Genomic DNA, 17,215 nt, shown 5'->3' with positions numbered 1-17,215 from the left:
GGAATCGGGTAGCAGCGCCATGGGTTTCCTGCCGGCCCTGGTGCCCTCCTTCGAGTTGCGCGACGTGCAACTGATCGATGCGCAGGGCCGCGTGGCGCTGCAGCTGCCCCTGGTGCGCACGGCGGTGTCGGTGCGCTCGCTCTGGCGAGGGGGCTTCGAGCAGGTCGTGATCGAGACACCGGTGCTGGACGTGCGCCGCACCGCGCAAGGACGCATCGAGGTGGCGGGGCTGGACATGTCCGGACCAAAACCAGGCGACAACGCCGCGCTCGACTGGTTTTTCTCGCAGAGCGAGTTCGTCATCCGGCACGGCACGGTGCGCTGGACCGACGATCTGCGCCAACAGCCCGCGCTGGCTTTGAGCGATCTCGATTTCGTGGCGCGCAACACCGCGCGCACCCACCTCTGGCGCGTCGACGCCACGCCGCCGCCGGAATGGGGTGAGCGCATCAGCCTGCGCGGCCAGATGCGCGAGCGGCTGATCAGCCTGGGCCATCGCGCGCCCGAGCAGCCGGTGTGGCACGACTGGAGTGGCGAGCTGTTTGCCGATTTCACCCACGTGGACGTGGCGCGCTTGCGCAGCTACGTGGACCTGTCCGACTGGGGTGTTGACGTGCGCGCCGGTCAGGGCGCATTGCGCGCCTGGGCCCAGGTGGACCAGGGGCAGGTGGCCGGTGTCACGGCCGATCTGGCGCTGCAGAACGTGGAGGCCCAGCTCGGTCCCCAACTGCCGCCGCTGGCGCTGGAGAACGTGCAAGGCCGGCTGGCCGCGCAGTGGAGCTCCGACGGCTTTGGCGTGACCTCCGAGAACCTGCGGTTTCGAACCCGCGAGGGTGAAACCTGGCCGGGCGGGCTCCTGGCGTTGCAGTACACCGCGGCTCAGCCCAAGCGGGCCAGCAGCGTGGCGCTCAGCGCCGAGCAGCTCGATCTGGCGGTGCTGGCGGCAATTGCCGAGCGCCTGCCACTGCCCGAGGCCACGCGCGGCCTGCTGCAACGCCTGAAACCTGCGGGCCAGATGGACGGATTCACGGCGCGCTGGCAAGGTCTTGCAACGGCGATCAACGAGAACCCCGACACTGCCATCGACTGGGCGCAGGGCACCTACGAGGCGCGCGGTCGCGTGCAGGGCTTGACGCTCACGGGTGAACCCAGTGGGCAGATGTCGGCCCGCGGCAACTATCCGCTGCCCGGGCGACCCGGCATCAGCGGGGCCACGGTCGACTTCACACTCACCCAGGACGGTGGGCGCGCGCGCGTCACCGTGGCCGACGGCTCGATCGAGCTGCCCGACGTGTTCGAGGAACCACGCATCCCGCTGCAGAGCCTGGAGGCTGATGCGTCTTGGCGGGTGCAGGGTGAGCGCATCGAAGCCCAGCTGGACAACCTGACGATGGCCAACGCCGATGCCGCAGGCACGGGCCAGGTGAAGTGGCACACCAGCGACCCCGCCACCAGTCCGTCGAAGTCGCGCTTTCCCGGCGTGCTCGACCTCACGGCCAACCTCTCCCGGGCCGACGGCACCCGGGTGTACCGCTACCTTCCCTTGACGATCGACGCCGAGGCCAGGCGCTATGTGCGCGAAGCCGCACGCGCTGGCCATGCCCGGCAGGTGACGTTTCGCATGCAGGGCGACATGGACGGCATGCCCTTCCGGAATGCCGCGTCGCCGAGCGAATTCCGCATCTCGGCCGACTTGAGCGACGTGGATTTCGACTACCTGCCCGCCAGTTTCCAGCCCAGCGGCTCCGCACCCTGGGCGGGTCTGCGGGGCTTCTCGGGCCAGCTGGTGCTGGACCACCTGACCTTGAGAGTGACGGGAGGCACCTCCGGGCTGGCGGGCGCCAGAGGTGTGCGTCTGAGCGAAGGCGTGGTTGAACTCGATGATCTGGCCGGCGACACCACGCTCACCGTCAAGACCAAGGCGCAAGGGCTGGCCAGCGACATGCTGGGCTTCGTGCAAACCTCGCCGCTCAATGCGATGACCGACACCGTCCTGGCCCAGGCCAAGGTGGGTGGCACCGCAGAGGTGGGTCTGGCCCTCAAGCTGCCCTTGTTCAAACTGGAGGCCTCCACAGTGGCGGGCACGGTTCAGTTCGAAGGCAACGACCTGAAGATGAGCCCGGCCGCACCGCTGCTGGCGCGCACGCGCGGCACCCTGGCGTTCACCGAGCAGGGGTTCGTCGTGCTGGGGGGCAATACGCGCCTCCTGGGTGGGGATCTCAAGTTCGAGGGCGGCTTGCGCACCAACCCGCAAGGCACGGCGCGTCTGCAGTTTCATGGCCAGGGCGTGGCCAGTGCGGAGGGCTTGCGCGACGCTGATCTGGGTGCTGTCTCGCGCCTGTTCCAGAACGCCTCGGGCACCGCGCCGTACACGGCGCAGCTCGGGTTTCGCGGCGGCATGCCCGAACTGGAGGTGAGCAGCAATCTGCAGGGCATGGTCTTGAACCTGCCCGCGCCACTGGGCAAGACGGCCGAGGCCAGTCTGCCGCTGCGGCTGGACAGCGCGGTGCTGACGGTGTTGGACGGTGTCGCCCGCACCGACCGCGTCGCGCTGGAGCTGGGCTCGGCGCTGGCGCCGCTGGTGGCGCTGCAGTACGAGCGCGACCTCTCCGGTCAGGCGCCCCGCGTGTTGCGCGGCAGCGTGGCGCTGGGGCTGGAGGGCGGTGAACTGGCCCCGATGCCGGCGGCGGGCGTGGTGGGCAACCTGCGGTTCGACCAACTTGACGTGGACGCGTGGTCGCAGCTGGCCAGCCATGCGGGTGTGCGCGTGCCCACGCCCACCGCGCCAAGCGCGATCGACCAAGACGCCGAGCTGGCCTACCTGCCCACCACGCTGGCGCTTCGCGCCAACCGCCTGACGCTGGAAGGCCGCACGTTCAACCACGTGGTGGTGGGCGGCTCGCGCGAAGGCACGCAGTGGCGGGCCAACGTGACTGCCGACGAACTCAACGGTTATGTCGAAGTGCGCCAGTCCGGAGCCAACACCGCCGGCAGCGTCTATGCCCGGCTGGCACGCCTCAAGCTGGAGCCCACCGCGGCCACCGACGTGGAGCAGCTGCTGCGCCAGCCCACCAGCGTGCCCGCGCTCGATATCGCGGTCGAGGAGCTGGAGTACGCCGGGCGCCGCCTGGGCCGTGTCGAGGTGGAGGCCATCAACCGCGGGGGGCCGACCCGCGCGGGCGAATGGCGGCTGACCAAGCTCAAACTCGGCGTGCCCGAAGCCCGGCTGAGCGCCACCGGCAACTGGGCGCCGCTGTCCTCGGCGAGCCCGCCGCAGGAGCAGCGCCGCACGGCGTTGAGCTTCCGGCTCGATGTGGACGATTCCGGCGCGTTGCTCACCCGCTTCAACCGCCCGGGGCTGGTGCGCGGTGGCAAGGGCCACATCGAGGGCAGCATCGGCTGGATTGGCTCGCCGCTGGCGCTGGACTACCCCACGCTCTCGGGCCAGCTGCAAGCCGACTTCGAACGCGGCCAGTTCCTCAAGGTCGAGCCTGGCGCGGGCCGCCTGCTCGGCGTGCTCAGCCTGCAGGCGCTGCCGCGTCGCCTGGCGCTGGATTTCCGCGACGTGTTCTCCGACGGCTTCGCATTCGACTTCGTGCGCGGTGACGCGCGCATCGAGCAGGGCGTGCTCTTCACCAACAACCTGCAGATGAAGGGCGTGAACGCCGCCGTGCTGATGGAAGGCACGGCCGATCTGGCGCGCGAACAGCAAGACCTCAAGGTGGTGGTGGTGCCCGAGATCAACGCAGGCACCGCATCCTTGATCGCCACCGCCATCAATCCCGCCATCGGCCTGGGCAGTTTCCTCGCGCAGTTCCTCTTGCGCCAGCCGCTGCAGAGCGCCGGCACGCAACAGTTCCACATCACCGGCAGCTGGGCCGATCCGCAGGTGGCCAAGGTCGAGCGCGAGCCGCCCACCGCACCGCCCCGCACACTGCAGTAAGCTGATCCACCCGAGCGCACCGCTCGCGCACCGCGGCCCACCGAAAGACACGCCATGACACTGCTTCACCAACCCCCGGCGCCAGGCCGCATGAAGGTCGCCGCGATCCAGATGGTCTCCGGCATCAGCCTGGACGCCAACCTCAGCGATGCCCTTCGGCTGCTGCGCCAGGCCGCCAACGCCGGCGCCGAGCTCGCCGTGCTGCCGGAGTATTTCTGCTTCATGGGCGCCAAGGACGAAGACAAGCTGGTGCTGGCCGAAACCCCCGGTCTGGGCAAGGTGCAGGACTTCCTGTCGGACTGCGCGCGCGACCTGAAGATGTGGATCGTGGGCGGCACCCTGCCGATGGCCACCGACGATCCCACGCACGCCGCCAACGCATCGCTGGCCTACAACCCGCGCGGTGAATGCGCCAGCCGCTACGACAAGATCCACCTGTTCCGATACGACAACGGACGCGAACACTACGACGAGGCGTCCGTGTTGCGCGCAGGTGAAACTCCCACCGTGTTCGACTGCCGCGACACCAGCGGGCAGCACTGGCGCGTGGGTCAGAGCGTGTGCTACGACCTGCGCTTCGGTGAGCTCTACCGCATGCTGGCCGCCGATGTGCTGCTGGTACCGTCGGCCTTCACCCACACCACCGGCCAGGCGCACTGGGAAGTGCTGCTGCGCGCGCGGGCGATCGAGAACCAGGCCTTCGTGATCGCCAGCGCGCAGGGTGGCCTGCACGAAAACGGCCGACGCACCTGGGGCCACACCATGATCATCGACCCGTGGGGCGGTGTCATGGCCCTGCAGGCCGAAGGCCCGGGCGTGGTGATGGCCGAGCTGGACTTCGAGCAGCTGCGCAGCGTGCGCGAGCAGCTCCCTTCGCTGCAGCACCGGCGCCTCTGAAGCGCATGCGCCGCCCGGCCGTTCCGAAGGCGCTCAGCCCCGCAGTGCGCAGCACGGAAGGTAGTCCAGTGAGCGTCGAGGGCCCGCCGCACGAACACAGCGACCCCGGCTCGCGCCGCTGGAGCCTGTGGGCCGCCCTGGTGCTGCTGGTGCTGGTCCTGTTGGTGGTGCTGGTGTTCCTGGCCCGCGAGTACGAGGAAGGACGCGACCAGCAGGCGCTGGAGCAGGAAGCCGCGGCGGTGGTCAGCGACATCCGCAATGCGCTCGTGCGCAATGTGCAGACCCTGCAATCGCTCAACAGCGTGGCGCCCACGGCCGACAGCTGGAATGCGCCCGCCGCCGAGCTGCTGTCGCAGCACCGCGAGCTGGTGCGGCTGGAGTGGCGCGACACCGCGCAGCGCCTCATCAGCCACCGCGACACGCCATACCTGAGCGATGTTTTCACTTACCTGGATCGCACGCGCGCCGTGGCCGATGTGAAGCTGGCTTGCGACGACGCGCAGCGCCTGTCGGGCCCCGCGTACTCGTCCAGCTACTTCTGGCCCATGCGCGACGGCCTGGGCATGGAGCTCATGGAAATGTGCATGCCGGTGGTGCGATCGGGCGTGCCCAACGGGTTTCTGGTGGCCACCTATTCGTTGCCCGGCATATTGTCCGAGTTCACCAATGGTGACGAGTTGCGTGGCCGCGGCCTGTCGTTCAATGACGCCGATGGCACGCGGCTGGCGCTGCACCGCATGGTGCCGGGCACGCGCCGCACCCTCAGCGCCAACGCGGTGCTCGAGCTCCCGGGACACACGCTGATCCTGCAACTGCAAAGGCCGCGTCTGGTGGGTGGTCTGTTCCCCAACGTGCTCACCGCGGTGGTGAGCGCGTTGTCGCTCGCCTTGCTGGCCGTGCTGGCCCTGCTCGCGCGCGACACACGCCTGCGCCAGCGCGCCGAACTGGAGGTGGGCGACGCGCTGGCGTTTCGCAAGGCCATGGAAGACTCGCTGGTGACCGGCCTGCGCGCGCGCGACATGACCGGGCGCATCACCTACGTCAATCCCGCGTTCTGCGAAATGGTGGGGTTGAGCGCCGAACAATTGATCGGCACTGGTCTGCCCGCCCCCTGGTGGCCGCCCGAGTTGGTGGACGAATACCAGCAACGCCAGCTGGTTCGTCTGGCCGGGCAGACGCTGCCGCGCGAAGGCTACGAGTCGGTGTTCCAGCGCTCCGACGGCACGCGCTTTCCGGTGCTGATCATCGAAGCCCCGCTGATCGATGCCCAGGGCAAACAGACCGGCTTCATGAGCGCCATCCTCGACCTCACCGAGCAGCGCCGCGTGGAGGACCTCAACCGCACGTCGCAGGAGCGCATGCAGGCCACGGCCCGTCTGGCCACGGTGGGCGAAATGGCCTCACTGCTCAGCCACGAGCTCAACCAGCCGCTGGCGGCGATATCGAGCTACGCCAGCGGTGCGATCAACCTGCTGGACCAACCGGCCGGTGCGCTGCCGCAGGCCGACCTGTCGCAGGCCATGCGCCGCATCAGTGAGCAGGCCGAGCGCGCGGGGCGCGTGATCAAGAGCGTGACCGATTTCGTGCGGCGTCGCGAGCATGTGCGCGAAGCGGTGTCCCCGCGCACGCTCATCGATGCCATCCAGCCCCTGCTGGTGTTGCAGGCCAAGAAGCAGGGCATCCAGCTGCAGATCGGCATCGTGCCCGGTTGCCCGCCGGTGCAGTGCGACCGCACCATGGTCGAGCAGGTCTTGCTCAACCTTGCGCGCAACGGCATGCAGGCCATGGCCCTGGACGATCTGTCGCTGGACACCGGTTTGCGCGTGCTCAGGATTGCGGTGCACCAGACGCGGCTGCACTCGGGCCGGCGTCCGGGTGGCGAGCAGCACAAGGAATGGATCACCTTCGAGGTGAGCGACCACGGCCTGGGCCTGAGCGCCGAGGTGCAGGAAAAACTCTTCACGCCTTTCTTCACCACCCGCGCCGAAGGCATGGGGCTGGGCCTGAGCCTGTGCCGCACGGTGATCGAGCAGCACGGCGGGGCGTTGACCTACGAGCCGAACCAGCCGAGGGGAACCGTGTTTCGCTTCACGCTGCCTCGGGCGGAGTGAAACCGTGGCCCCCACGCTCCGCCGCTGCGCGGGTCGCTGCCCCCGAGGGGGCTGGGCCTGCCTTGGGGCGGCCCGGCGGCTGGCCCGTTGCTCGCTCCGAGCCGCCTTTATCATTCGCGCATGACCCAGCACCTCGACGCCAAGATCTACCTCGTCGATGACGACGCGGGCGTGCGCGACGCGTTGGCCTGGCTGCTGCGCACGCGCCGGTTGGTGAGCGACGGGTACGACAGCGCCGAGGCGTTCCTGGGCGACGCCCACGCCTGGAACAACGAGCCCACCACGCCCTGCTGTGTGCTGCTCGATGTGCGCATGCCCGGCATGAGCGGGTTGGCCCTGTTCGAGCGTTTGCAGGCCTTGCCCTGGCAAGAGGCCATGCCGGTGATCTTCCTGTCGGGCCACGCCGATGTGGCCACGGCGGTGGACGCGGTCAAGCGCGGCGCCTTCGATTTTTGCGAGAAGCCTTTTTCCGACAATGCGCTGGTCGATCGGGTAGAGCGTGCGCTGGACCAGTCGGCCCAGGTGCTGGCCCGACGGCGCGTGCAGCGCGAGTTGCAGCAGCGCCTGAGCAGTCTCACCGATCGCGAGCGTGACGTGATGGATCTCGTGGTCGCCGGCCTGCCCAACAAGCTGGTGGCCGATCAACTCAACATCAGCGTGCGCACGGTGGAGGTTCACCGCTCGCGCGTGTTCGACAAGATGGGCGTGAAGTCGGCCGTGGAGCTGGCCAATGCGCTGCGACCCTGACCGCTCCGCGGCGCCTCAGCGGTCCTCGGGCGGGTCGCGCTTCTGGCGCTCCACGTCCTCGGGCAGCTCGCCTCCCTTGCGTCCTGAAAACATGGTCCACCACACGATGAACACCAGCAACACCAGCGCGCCGAGCGCTTCAAGCAACAACAAGGTCATGGATCGATTCGGTCAGGTTTCTCGGGCGGTCATGAAGGTGGGGACGAGCGTGGCCATTGTAGGAAGCCTGTTGTCCTGCGCGGTTGGGCCGGTGCGAGGCCCGGCGCCCGTCACGGCGCCCAGCCCCCCGGTGGCCGACATGCCGGGCGATGCGGGAGCCCTGCCCCCCGCGATCCAGCGCGGCAAGAGCCGCTGGACGCCAGCGCGCTGGAGCGAGCTGCCGGGCTGGGGACAAGACAGCCTGCACGAAGCCTGGAACGCCTGGGTCCGCGGCTGCGAACGCCCCGCCCAGGGTCAGGCCGGCCCGTGCGCGGAACTGCGCCAGCTCTCCATCGCCACCGCAGCCGAGCAGCAGGCCTGGGTGATGCGCCGCTTCGTGCCGTACCGGGTGACCGAGCCCGATGGCGGCCTGCCCGACGGGTTGCTCACCGGCTACTACGAACCGATCATGGCGGCCAGCCGCGTGCCCACCACCACCCACCGCACGCCGCTCTATGCGCCACCCGCGGGGCTGCGCAGCGGGCAAGCCTGGTACAGCCGCCAGGAGATCGACACCCTGCCCGCCGCGCAGGCCGCGTTGCAGGGCAGTGTTGTGGCCTGGATGGCAGACCCCATTGACGCCTTGATTCTCCAAATTCAAGGCACCGGTCGATTGAATATCACTGAGCCGGATGGCCGCGTTCGCCAAGTTCGCATGGCATATGCGCAACACAACGGGCATCCCTACAAGAGCGTTAGCCGCTGGCTGCTCGATCAGGGCGCGATCCGCGAAGCCTCCTGGGCATCCATCAAGGCCTGGGCGGCGCAAAACCCGCAACGCCTGAACGAGATGCTGTGGAGCAACCCACGCACGGTGTTCTTCCGCGAGGAGGCGCTGTCGGAATTTGACGCCCGGTTTGGCCCGCGCGGCGCACAGGGCGTGCCGCTGACGCCTGGCCGCTCCATCGCGGTGGATCCGCAGAGCATTCCCTACGGCACACCCGTGTGGCTTGCCTCGCAAGGCCCCACGCTCAACGTGCAGAAGCTGGTGATGGCGCAGGACACGGGCGGCGCCATCGTGGGCGCGGTGCGCGCCGACCTGTTCACGGGCTGGGGCGGCTGGAGCGACGAGGCCTACATCACCGCTGCGGCGCTCAAGCAGCCGCTTCAGATGTGGGTGCTGGTGCCTCGTTAGGGCCAGGGCGCTTCAAAGCGCCGTGATGTCGGTCTGCACCGGCCAGCGCAGGGATGCGGTGGGAAGGGCGTTGCGCGCGGCTGGTGCGATGCACTCCTGTTTCAGGGCGACGGGCGCCGTTTTGAGAACCATCTGCCGATCATCGAGGGGCGATCCGCTTCCTTTTGGGTCGGTTCAAAGTCTTCCGGAGACAGGTTTTTCAACACCGCGGTCGGCCGCTCGGTCACAAGACGGCTGGCCTCCCTGTCGCCCACCAGGCGGCGTGCCACCTCAAGTCCCTCGCTCAGTCGTGGCAAGCGCCGGCCGGTGGAGTGCGCGTCGGTGGCCAGGAGGTGAGCGTGGCCTTCGCCAATGAAGCGCTCGCCCCAGTACTGAGCGCGTTTGCCAAAGACGCCCGTCAGCGCCCCCGCCGTCACCTGCATCCAGGCACCTTGCGCGATCAGCTGCTGGAACACCGGGTAGTGACTCTCCACCCATGTCAGCCGCTCCGGGTGGGTGATGATGGGCGTGTAGCCCGCAACGATCAGGTTGAACACCGACGCCTCCAGGTGCGGCGGCGGCATGGTGTGCGAAGGCTCCAGCAAAAGGTAGCGCGAGCCGTGCAGCGTCGGCACCCGCCCGTTCTTGAGCCCTTCGATCAGGCCGGGCACCAGGTGCACGTCCGCGCCCACCACCAGCTTCAACGCTATGCCATGGCGGTCCAGTTCCGCCTGCAGGCGAGCGCACGCGTGTGCGATGCCCGGGCCATCGTTCATGTACATGCCGGGGTAGATGTGCGGTGTACAGGCCAGGGTGTGGATGCCGTCGGCCACAGCGATGCGCGCCATCTGCAGCGACTCGTCCATCGTCTTCGCCCCGTCGTCGATGCCCGGCAGGATGTGGCAGTGCAGATCGATCATGGCGGTGGCCCCTCCCGCTCTGGCGTCTCGGTCCCGGGCGGGGTCGAGGCGGGCCTGCCGTCCGGCGACACCCGGCGCACCGACAAGGAACCCTCATGGCCCCTCGGACCCATGAGCAGGAACGCGCCCGCCATGAACAAGGCGCCCGTGCCGGCCAGCGCCAGCCGGGCGCGGGCAGACCAGCCACGCGCGCCCGCTTTCTCGCGTGCCGGTGCCGGCCTGGGCAGCAGGGGCCGCGGACGCATCGACACGCCGGCCAGGGCCGTGGGTGCCAAGGTGCCGTCCGCCCGCTTCTGCGCCGACGAGAGCAGGTCGTGGGCCAGGTTGATCCGCGTGGCCGCGTCGGCGGGCCAGCGCTCACCCGCGACCTCGAAGTCCGGGTGCGTCAGGCGGATCATCAACCGGTAGTGGTGGCGCAACTGCGCCGGCTCAAAACCCGGCCTCAGACCCAGCAGGGTGAAGGGGCCCGAGCCCGGGCGCAGCATCACGGTGCGCACAAAAAAACGCGCCGCGCGGTGCAACTCCGGCCCGATCGTCGGCGTCGCAGGCAGGCCCACCACCGGGCGCCCGGCAGCGAGCAGCATCACGCTGTCGATGTGTTCGAACAGCGGGCGCGGCTCGCGCAGCGCCACCCGGTAACGCCCGGGCACGCGCTCGAAGTCCAGCAGCGCGGGCATCAGGCGGCTCCAGTTGGGCGGCGTCATGGGCGCTTCATGTCAGGCAGAAGACGGGTCCAGTGTGGGCTCGATGCGGGTGCTGGCCGCCAGCGGGAGCGGCGGCGTGTTCGAGGCCGGAGCCGGTCTGGCGGCGCGCGACGGGCTCGCGTCCTCGTAGCCATGGCCATAGTAGGCCGCGTAGGCGTAGTCGCCGGCGTGCTCGTTTCGAGCGTGCGTGAGCACCATGCCCATGGGGGCCAGGCCCGCGTTGCGCAGGCGGCGCAGTGCGTCCTTGATGCTGTCCTTGCGCGTGTCGCCGGCCTTCACGGCCAGCACGATGTTCTGGATCTGGTTGCCCAGCACGATGGCATCCGCGATGCCCAGCAGCGGCGGACTGTCGATCACGATCTGGTTGTAGCCCAGGGCTTGCGCCTTCTCCAGCAGCTCACCCAGTTTGGGGCCCATCAGGAGTTCGACCGGGTCGGGCGGCACGGGGCCTGCGGTGAGCACGGCCAGGTTGGGCACCGCGGTTTCCCGGATCAGCCTTTCGCCGTCGCGGTCTCCACTCAGCAGGTTGGACAAGCCGCGCTCATTGGGCAGGTTGAGCATCTTGTGCATCCAGCCCTTGCGCATGTCGGCATCGATCAGCAACACCTTCTGGCCCAGCTGGGCGAAGTTGATGGCCAGCGCGAGCGCCGTGGTGGTTTTGCCCTCGCTCTTGCCGCAACTCGTCACCATGAAGCGCTGGGGTGCGCCTTCGGCCGTGCTGAACTGCAGCGCCGTGCGCATGGAGCGGTAGGACTCGGCAAAGGTGCTGCGCGGCTCGTGGTGGGCCAACAGGGCCACGGGCTCTTTGCGCTTCCCCGGCTTGGTGAACGGAATCAGACCCAGCAGGGGCAACTGGTACAGCGCTTCAATCTCGGTGGCGTGCTTCACGGAATCGTCCATCTGCTCGCGCAGCAAGGCCGTGAGCATGCCCAGGAACAGGCCCAGCATCATGCCCAGACCGACATTGACCTTCAGATTGGGTGTGGCCGGAAACAGCGGCACCGACGCTTCGTCCACGATGCTCACGTTGTTGGCGGTGATTCCCGCGGTCACGCTCACCTCTTTCAGGCGCTGCAGCAGGCTGTCGTACACCTGCCGGTTGGTGTCCAGTTCGCGGCTCAGCAGATTCATGTCCACGCTGCGGTCCTGCACGCTGAGCACCTCGCTGCGGCTGCCGGCCACCTTGTTCTTGATCAGCTCTTCCGCCTTTCTGGCGGCGATGTACTGGCCCTCGATGCTGGACAGGATGTTGTTCACCTCGGTCTTGATGCGCGCATCCAGATCGGCGATCTGGGCCCGCGCCGCCACCATGGCGGGGTATTCCGGCTTGAAGATGGACCGGTTCCTGGCGTAGTCGGCTTCCAGCCGGGCGCGCTGCTCCTTGTAGGCGCGGATGGCCTCGTTGACCACGGCCTGGGGCGCGCTTTCGGGGTTGAGCTTGACCTGGTTGTACAGCGTCTCGGCCCGGATGCGGTCTTGCTCCGCCTTGGTCAGCGCGGCGGAAAAGTCCACGAAAGTCTGGGTGGCGGCACTGCCCTTGTCACCCAGGTTCAGGATCTCGTTTTTCTTCGCGTAGTTGTTGATGACGCGCTCGCTTTCTTCGAGCTTGGTCTTGGTCTGGCGGATCTGTTCTTCCAGATACTCGCGCGCGTAGATCGACGAATGCAGCTTGCGCTCGATGTTGGTGGCCATGAAGGCCTTGGCCATGGCGTTGGCAATGCCGGCGGCCAGCTCCGGGTCGGGGTTGAGCACCCGGATCTCCACCAGGCGCGAATTGCGAATGGGCTCCACGCTGAGTGCCTGCTGGAACTGCGCCACCGTGGCCGCTCGGCTGAGCGTGCCTTTGTCGGTGGGCGATGGGGCGATCAGCTCGTGCAGCTTGCCCCACCATTCGCCGATGAAGGCCATCGCCTTGTCGAGCGGCTCCATGCCGCTGGCCAACGCAGCACCGTCATCGCCCGCCTTGGCGGGCGGGGCGGAGGACACGGAGGGTTTGTACAGGCCCAGTTCTTCGATCACCCGTTCGGCCAGGCTGCGGCTTTTGAGCAATTCGATCTGCGTGCGCAGCTGCAATTGATCGGCCTGAGGGCCTTCATCCACCTCGACCTCGGCGGTGAAGTTCACCACCTTTTGCGCCATGCGGTCGATCTGCAGCAGGGCCGCGCTCTCGTACTGCGGGGTGATCCGCAGCGTGTACACGCTGGCCGCCAGCGTGCACAGGGCGGCGATGCCCGCGATGGTTCCCTTGTTGCGGAGCAAAGCGCGCCAGAGCGTCTTGATGTCGAGGCGGTCCTCCGCGAGTGTCCCGGGCTCACCCTGGACAAGCATCGGCTCGGACAGGGCGAGTTCGCGGCGCGAGACCAGCGCGTCGCGGGAGCCAGGCACGGCGGGCAATGGGTGTCGGTCGGTGTTGGCCATGGCGATGCGCCCTTATTTGAATGGGTTGAGCGTGCTCAGGATGTCGCTGAAGAGCGAATCCCTCAGGGCGGCCCGCCGGGCGTTGCGCTGGACCACGATCACGTCGTCCGAGCGAATGTCCGGGTCCTTCTCCTGGCCGGCGCGCACCTTGTCGAGGTCGTAGGTGAACTGCTCGCGCGCACCGCTGGTGCCGCCGCGGTAGACCACGATCTGCGTGATGTCGGCGTAGGGCGCGAAGCCGCCCGCCAGGGCCAGGGCGCGCAACAGGGTGAGCTCGCCCGCCATCGGATAGATGCCTGGCCGCAGCACCGCGCCTTCGATGGCGACGCGCTTCGTGGTGAATTCCTTGATGAAGAGCGACACCTGCGGGTCCATCAGGTATTTCTCCTCGTACCGTGTGGCGATCAGCTGCTCCGCCGCCTGCGACGTGAGCCCCGCCACCGGCACCTGGCCAATGAGCGGCAGCGAAACCTCGCCCGACGCGTTCACGCGCACATCGCGCTTCATGTCGGGCACGCCGAACACGTTGAACTCCATCAGGTCGTTGGGCGCAATGCGGTAGTCCGTGCCCACGGCGTTCAGCGGGTTCAGGGGAGAGGCGGCGCTGCGCGCGTCCACCGAAGCGGGCGTCGCGACGGCATTGCTGGCCGTCTGTGCATGGAGCGGCAAGGCCGCCACCACCGCCATGATCACAAGGCCCCAAAGGACCCCTTGTTTGCTTTTCATGATGACCTCCTGTCGCATGACACATCACCCTGCCGGCTCTGGAGGGAGGTGAAAAAGTTACCTTTGATTACCGGCAAAAACGAGGCCCGCGTGGGGCTGGCCGGTAGGCGAAACGGGTGGTCCCAGGCGTGTGGCAGCCTGGTCACCAGGGTCAGTGCCATGACCATGAGGGCCTGCCCGACAGAACCAGTTTCCACGAACAGGGGCCGGGCGTCCGTGTGGAATGGATCGATCATGTAACGTCCTACTTCAAACGCTCGCCACCCAGGCGAGTCGATGCCGTGCGGCTGGAGCTGGCTTCACGCTGGCTCCCCTGCACCAAGGCCAGCAACTGCGTCTCGAACCGGCGCAGGATCACGTCCTGGCTCATCTCCGCTTCGGCATAGCGGCGACCGTTGGCGCCCATCTCGGCGCGGCGGGCCGGGTCGGCCGCCAGCGCAAGCAGCACGTCGGCCATGGCGGCCGGGTTCTCCGGCGGCACCACCAGGCCGCAGGCGGCGTCCTGCACCACCACCCGGCACAACTCGGTGTCGGGCAACGCGGTGGCCAGCACGGCGCGGCCGCTGGCCAGCATGCCGGTGAGCTTGGAGGGCATCACCAGATCCGCCGCATCGGCCCGCTGGGGCAGCAGGTGCACATCGGCCAGGCCCAGCCAGTCGTTGAGCCGCTCCAGCGGCTGCAGGTCCAGAAAGCGCACGTTGGTGAGGCCGGCGCAGCGCGCCTGCAAGTCGGCCCGCCCCGAGCCGTTGCCGCCCAGCACGAACTGGATGTGCGGCTCGTCCTGCAGCAGACGGGCCACGTCAGCGAGGATGTCCAGCCCCTGCTTGTTGCCCATGTTGCCGGAGTACAAGGCCACCACGGCGTCTGGCGCCAGGCCCAGCTCGGTCCGGTAGGCGCTGGGCGCGGCCAGCGGGGTGATGCCGCTGATGTCCACCCAGTTGGGGAAGTGCACCACCCGCTCGGGCGCCACGCCCTTGGCCAAGGCGCGGTCCACCATGCGGCCGGAAATGGTGGACACGCGGTCGAACCGGCGCATCAGCCAGCGCTCGGCCCGCTGCACCCAGCGGCGCAGCGTGGGGCCCTGGATCAGGCCCAGATCAAACGCGGCGTCCACCTCGTAATCCTGAATGTGCAGCCAGCTTCTGGCACCTCGCAGGGAGGCAAACGCCACCGCCGCGGGCGCGCACATCAAGGGCGGCTCCACCACCCACACCACATCGGGCTTCCAGCGCCATTGGGCCCACAGCACCGGCAGGCTGCTGAGCGCAAAGCTGGCCAGGTGCAGCAGGCGCTTGAGCCCACCCGGCTGCTTCGGCACCCACAGCGGCGTTCGCATCACTTCAACGCCATGCCATGACTCGGTGCGGTAGTGGCTGGCGCTGTGGCCCGCGCTCACCTTCCACGCCGGGTAGTAAGGCGGCGCGGTGATGACGCGCACCTCGTGCCCCGCCTGGGCCAGCCACCGCGCCATCTCGCCGGTGTATTTGCCGATGCCGGTGAGCTCGGGCGCGAAGTTGATGCCGTAGAAGAGGAGTTTCACGGTGGGCCTTTTGTCTTGATTGACGCCGCGGGCGTTGCAGCGCCGCCGCTTTTCTGCACCGCGTCACCCACAAAGGCGCGAACGCCCATGAGCTTCATCTGGTAGTCGCTGATGTTCTTGTGGCTTTGCGCCGACACGATCAGGTAGAAGTTCTGTCGTCGCGCGATCTCGGGCACGTAGGGCTGGGTCGCTTCCAGCACCTGCTTTCCGTTCAGCCACCAGCGCACGGTCAGGGTGTCGGGGGAGTACGACACCCCGAAGACGTTGGGCTGGGTTCTGTCCAGCGGGACCTTCGACGTCGGGTTGGGGTTCTGGATCTTTTTGTAGTTGGGCCAGATGCCGGACCATGAGATGGCGGTGTGGTGGCCACCGGGTCCGAAGCCGCCTTCGTCGATGTCCAGCTCGAACCAGCGCTCGAAACTTTTCGGATCGCCTTCGTACACGTCTTCCATCCGGAGGTTGTGTTCGATCGGCATGAGCCAGACCGCCGGAAAATTGTCCTGGTGGTTGGACGACGTCGCGACCTGGGCTTCGATGTAAAACGGACGCGCGCCGCTCAGCAACGGAAACAGTCCGGGGTAGGAGGTCATCTTCACTGTGGTCAGCAAGCCCCCCCGCTTGATGACCACGCCATCGTCCGCCGGCTCGTAGAAGCTGCTGTCCTTGGGCTTGGTGGAATAGAACCCGGCGTAGTACTTGCTCCCGTCGGCCCGTCCCGTGAAGTCCACGTCAGCGATCCGGGGGCAATCGCGGAACAAGGGTTGAAGAGCCCCCACCTGGGTGGCGCCATCCGGCGTTGCTGCATCCTTGCAGATCAAGCTGTCATTGGCGTGCGCCCATGACGGCCATGCCAGGCACAAGGCCGCAAGAACCCGCGGGGTCAACGGGAGAGCGTTGTTGGTGCGCACGAACAATCCTTTGGTCAAAGTCGGGGCGCCAGCTGGCTTTCGTTGACGCCCGAGGTCGCCAATGGCTCGCTCTGTGCCACCAGCTTGTGCCCCGTCAGCCGGGTCAATTCGGCGCAGATGGCTGCCTTGTCACGGAGAGGGGCCACGGCCCGCTCCAGCTCCATGACCTTGGCGCCCACCAGAAAGCGGTACCAGTAGCCCTGCAGGAAGTGGTAAACCAGCCCGCTGCGGCCATCCAGGAATCCCAGCTGGAAGACGTAGCGCCACAGGAAATACAGGGTGGCGCTGACGGTGAAGGGAATGCGGTTGTAGAGGCGCTCCTTGACCCAGCGCTTGGACGAAGCCTGGAACGAGGCGCTGCGAGCGTTGAGCGCGTCGTCGCGAGCAAACAGGCCCAGCCGCTGGTTCAGCACCTCGATGGCTTCGCGCGTCGCGTACTGGTTGTGCTTGGTCGTGAAGTAGCTCAGGTCGTTGAGGTTGTGGTCGGCAAAGCCACCGTCAAAAGTGACCGTGCGCCCGCCCCAGACCACCATGTGTTCGTCCATCCAGCGGTCTTCAATGCGGCCCTGCCCATGGCGCCAGAGGCGCAGCATCACGAGGGGGTAGCGCCCGCCATGGCGCACCCAGCGGTCCATGAAGATGTGTTTGCGCTTGAGGTTGACGCCCACCACGTCGCTCGGCAGTTGCGGCAGCTTCTCGGTGATCTCGCGGGCGAGTTCGGGCTCGATGATTTCGTCGGCGTCCAGCCGCAGCACCCACTCGCCACGAATGTCGAGCGTGTCGAGGGCCCACTGAAACTGCCTGGCCTGGTTGACGAAGGCGTGGGTGTGGATCTCGGCACCGAGCCGTTTCGCGATGTCGGTGGTGCCATCGGTGGAACCGGAGTCCACCACGCAGATCTGGTCCGTGAACGCCTGGATGGACCGGATGGCGCGTTCGATGTGGATGGACTCGTTGTACGTCAGGATGATCGCGGTGATGCTCATCGA

The 17,215-nt window shown here is 67.7% G+C and carries 13 protein-coding genes; 5 read left to right on the top strand and 8 right to left on the bottom strand.

Annotated elements, in window-relative coordinates; all coding sequences use genetic code 11:
• The first annotated feature begins 19 nt into the window (after nt 1-19).
• The 4 genes from ASE11_RS04940 to ASE11_RS04925 all read left to right on the top strand — a co-directional run bounded on the left by ASE11_RS04940 (nt 20) and on the right by ASE11_RS04925 (nt 7,698).
• On the top strand, nt 20-3,943 hold the full coding sequence (locus tag ASE11_RS04940) for a YhdP family protein (RefSeq protein ID WP_235501193.1): 3,924 nt from the start codon (nt 20-22) through the stop codon (nt 3,941-3,943).
• 90 nt (nt 3,944-4,033) lie between these two features.
• Nucleotides 4,034-4,840, top strand: coding sequence for a carbon-nitrogen hydrolase family protein (locus ASE11_RS04935; RefSeq protein WP_056267188.1), 807 nt, complete (start codon nt 4,034-4,036; stop codon nt 4,838-4,840).
• A 68-nt stretch (nt 4,841-4,908) separates the two neighbouring features.
• A complete protein-coding gene (locus ASE11_RS04930; RefSeq protein ID WP_056267185.1) occupies nt 4,909-6,951 on the top strand; it encodes a two-component system sensor histidine kinase NtrB in 2,043 nt (680 codons plus the stop codon).
• 120 nt (nt 6,952-7,071) lie between these two features.
• Entirely contained in the window at nt 7,072-7,698 is a 627-nt protein-coding gene (locus ASE11_RS04925) for a response regulator transcription factor (protein WP_056267182.1), read from the top strand.
• A gap of 15 nt (nt 7,699-7,713) precedes the next feature.
• Here the strand turns inward: ASE11_RS04925 and ASE11_RS26210 are convergent, their stop codons facing one another.
• Entirely contained in the window at nt 7,714-7,857 is a 144-nt protein-coding gene (locus ASE11_RS26210; RefSeq protein WP_164474137.1) for a hypothetical protein, read from the bottom strand.
• Here ASE11_RS26210 and ASE11_RS04920 point away from each other — a divergent pair.
• Nucleotides 7,790-9,031, top strand: coding sequence for a murein transglycosylase A (locus ASE11_RS04920; RefSeq protein ID WP_082585528.1), 1,242 nt, complete (start codon nt 7,790-7,792; stop codon nt 9,029-9,031). The genes ASE11_RS26210 and ASE11_RS04920 overlap by 68 nt on opposite strands.
• A 101-nt stretch (nt 9,032-9,132) precedes the next feature.
• Here ASE11_RS04920 and ASE11_RS04915 read toward each other — a convergent pair whose 3' ends face one another.
• The 7 genes from ASE11_RS04915 to ASE11_RS04880 form a co-directional block, all read right to left on the bottom strand.
• Nucleotides 9,133-9,930: a tyrosine-protein phosphatase gene (locus ASE11_RS04915; protein ID WP_056267176.1), complete on the bottom strand. Its 798-nt coding sequence runs from the start codon at nt 9,928-9,930 to the stop codon at nt 9,133-9,135.
• On the bottom strand, nt 9,927-10,634 hold the full coding sequence (locus ASE11_RS04910) for a J domain-containing protein (RefSeq protein WP_056267172.1): 708 nt from the start codon (nt 10,632-10,634) through the stop codon (nt 9,927-9,929). The genes ASE11_RS04915 and ASE11_RS04910 overlap by 4 nt, the downstream gene beginning before the upstream one ends.
• 12 nt (nt 10,635-10,646) lie before the next feature.
• Nucleotides 10,647-13,052, bottom strand: a complete 2,406-nt coding sequence (locus ASE11_RS04905; RefSeq protein ID WP_056267169.1) for a GumC family protein — start codon at nt 13,050-13,052, stop codon at nt 10,647-10,649.
• 12 nt (nt 13,053-13,064) lie between these two features.
• Nucleotides 13,065-13,778, bottom strand: a complete 714-nt coding sequence (locus ASE11_RS04900) for a polysaccharide biosynthesis/export family protein (RefSeq protein ID WP_162258025.1) — start codon at nt 13,776-13,778, stop codon at nt 13,065-13,067.
• A 244-nt stretch (nt 13,779-14,022) separates the two neighbouring features.
• A complete protein-coding gene (locus ASE11_RS04890) occupies nt 14,023-15,318 on the bottom strand; it encodes a glycosyltransferase WbuB (RefSeq protein WP_056267158.1) in 1,296 nt (431 codons plus the stop codon).
• A complete protein-coding gene (locus ASE11_RS04885) occupies nt 15,315-16,046 on the bottom strand; it encodes a hypothetical protein (protein ID WP_156406242.1) in 732 nt (243 codons plus the stop codon). Before ASE11_RS04885 ends, ASE11_RS04890 begins: the two co-directional genes overlap by 4 nt.
• 194 nt (nt 16,047-16,240) lie before the next feature.
• Complete coding sequence (locus ASE11_RS04880; protein WP_056267152.1) at nt 16,241-17,212, bottom strand: glycosyltransferase family 2 protein; 972 nt, start codon at nt 17,210-17,212, stop codon at nt 16,241-16,243.
• Between the last annotated feature and the right edge of the window lie 3 nt (nt 17,213-17,215).

It is taken from the genome of Hydrogenophaga sp. Root209, assembly GCF_001428625.1.
Classification (GTDB): Bacteria; Pseudomonadota; Gammaproteobacteria; order Burkholderiales; family Burkholderiaceae_C; genus Hydrogenophaga.
This window is presented reverse-complemented; position numbering and strand designations above follow the sequence as displayed.